This window comes from Protofrankia sp. Cj3, assembly GCF_917627355.1.
GTDB lineage: Bacteria > Actinomycetota > Actinomycetes > Frankiales > Frankiaceae > Protofrankia.
In genome coordinates this window covers 7,129-9,412 of the sequence record NZ_CAKJTR010000084.1, presented here as the reverse complement: position 1 = coordinate 9,412, position 2,284 = coordinate 7,129, and the positions used below count along the sequence as shown (strand labels likewise).

Here is a 2,284-nt window from a genome sequence, read left to right as displayed (position 1 = left end):
GAGCCTTTTCCCTGCTCAGGGGTTTGGGAATGCGCTAGGGGGAGTTGCGGGGGCTGGTCGGGCCCGACCCGTGGGGGCAGGGGTGACGCTGCCGGTTTACAGTCGCGCCCATGAGGCTTGCGGTTATCGGCGGGGACGGCATCGGACCAGAGGTTGTCGCGGAAGGGCTGCGCGTACTGCGTGTCGTCGAGCCCAAGGTGGAGACGACCGACTACGACCTGGGCGCGCGCCGCTGGCAGGCCACCGGCGAGACCCTGCCCGATTCGGTGCTCGCCGAGCTGCGTGCGCACGACGCCATCCTGCTCGGGGCCGTCGGTGATCCCGCTGTCCCCAGCGGGGTGCTGGAGCGCGGGCTGCTGCTGCGGCTGCGGTTCGAGCTCGACCACTACGTGAATCTGCGCCCGGTGCGGCTGTACCCCGGTGTCGCCACGCCGCTGGCGGGTGAGCCGCACATCGACATGGTGGTGGTGCGGGAGGGGACCGAAGGCCCGTACGTGGGTGCCGGCGGCACTCTGCGCCGGGGCACGCCGTTGGAGGTGGCCACCGAGGAGAGCGTCAACACCCGGCACGGGGTCGAGCGCGTCGTGCGGGACGCGTTCCGCCGGGCGCAGGCCCGTCCTCGGCGGCTGCTGACGCTCGTCCACAAGACCAACGTCCTGACGAGGGCCGGCGACCTGTGGCTGCGCACGGTCGCCGATGTCGCGCCCGAGTTCGCCGATGTGCGGGTCGACTACCAGCACGTGGATGCCGCGTCGATGTTCTTTGTCACTGATCCGGGACGTTTCGACGTCGTCGTGACCGACAACATGTTCGGTGACATCCTCACCGACATCGGTGCCGCGATCACCGGCGGGATAGGACGGGCCGCCAGCGGCAACCTCGACCCGTCCGGGACACACCCGAGCATGTTCGAACCGGTGCACGGCAGCGCGCCCGACATCGCCGGGAAGGGGATCGCGGACCCGACGGCCACGGTGCTGTCCGTCGCGATGCTGCTCGAGCACCTGGGGCGTCCCGACGACGCGGTCCGTGTCGAGACCGCTGTCGCCGCGGCGCTGACCGACCGTTCCCAGCTGGGCGCCGGTCACGCGGAGCCGCTGTCCACCCGGGCGATCGGCGAGGACCTGGCGGCGCGCGTCGCCGGGTAAGGGGGCACCGGTAGCCCGGAACCGGCTGCCGGGCGGAAGAGCCTGAATGCCCGGCTGCCGGAGCCTGTTTCGGGGCGCTATCCTCAGAGGGGCCGTAGATCCGGTACGACGGCAGCCGACAGGGCCTGACCACGGCGAAGATCGGCAAGATCGTCACTCGTCCGTGCGTTATGTTTCCGTCGCTCACGCCTGGAGTCACTCGTGTCCATCACACCAACGTCAAAGATCTGGATGAGCGGGGAGTTCGTCGACTGGGACGACGCTCGCATCCACGTCCTCAACCCGACCCTCCACTACGGGTGGGGCGTCTTCGAGGGCATCCGGGCCTACTCCACCGCGCGGGGCAGCGCCGTGTTCCGGCTGACCGACCATGTCGCGAGGCTTTATCGTAGCGCCAAGATCTACATGATGGAACCGGAGCTCAGCCAGGCGGAGCTGATTGACGCGATCAAGAAAACGGTCGCGATCAACGAGATCGACGCCTGCTATATCCGGCCCCTGATCTACCTCGGGTACGGCGAGATGGGCCTCAACCCGCTGCCGTCCTCGATCGAGGTGATGATCGCTGTCTGGCCGTGGGGCGCCTATCTGGGGGACGACGCCGGGGAGAAGGGCGTCCGGGCGACTGTCTCGACGTGGCGCCGTAATGACAACAACATCATCCCGCCGGCGGCCAAGGCGTCCGGGCAGTACCTCAACTCCTCGCTCGCCAAGGTCGCGGCGCTCAAAGCCGGCTATGACGAGGCCATTCTGACCAGTCCCAACGGCCATATCGCCGATGGTTCGGGCGAGAACGTCTTCATCGTGTCGGACGGTACGGTCATCACGCCGCCGCTCAGCGATGGTCCGCTCGGCGGCATCACCCGCGCGTCGATCATGCAGATCGCCTCTGATCAGGGCTATCAGGTCCGCGAACAGCACATCGTCCGCACCGATCTGTACCTGGCGGACGAGGCCTTCTTCACCGGGACCGCGGCCGAGATGGTGCCGATCGTGGAGATCGACGACCGCCCGGTCGGATCGGGCCGTCCTGGGCCGATCACCCGTGAGCTGCTGGACCTGTTCCACCAGGCGACACGCGGGGAGCTCGACCGTTACAAGATCTGGAACGAGCCCGTCCGGGAGGCCTGAGGCCT

At 68.3% G+C, this 2,284-nt stretch carries 2 protein-coding genes; both read left to right on the top strand.

All coding sequences use genetic code 11. The annotated features are described in order from the left end of the window. The first annotated feature begins 110 nt into the window (after nucleotides 1-110). Complete coding sequence (locus MJ783_RS13160; RefSeq protein WP_239310716.1) at nucleotides 111-1,148, top strand: 3-isopropylmalate dehydrogenase; 1,038 nt, start codon at nucleotides 111-113, stop codon at nucleotides 1,146-1,148. 201 nt (nucleotides 1,149-1,349) lie between these two features. Further along, entirely contained in the window at nucleotides 1,350-2,279 is a 930-nt protein-coding gene (gene ilvE, locus MJ783_RS13155) for a branched-chain-amino-acid transaminase (RefSeq protein WP_239310715.1), read from the top strand. Nucleotides 2,280-2,284: the final 5 nt, after the last annotated feature.

What these genes read in the sequence shown, in the direction of transcription:
- MJ783_RS13160 (WP_239310716.1), top strand. Translation starts at nt 111, where the DNA reads ATGAGGCTTGCGGTTATCGGCGGGGACGGCATCGGACCAGAGGTTGTC.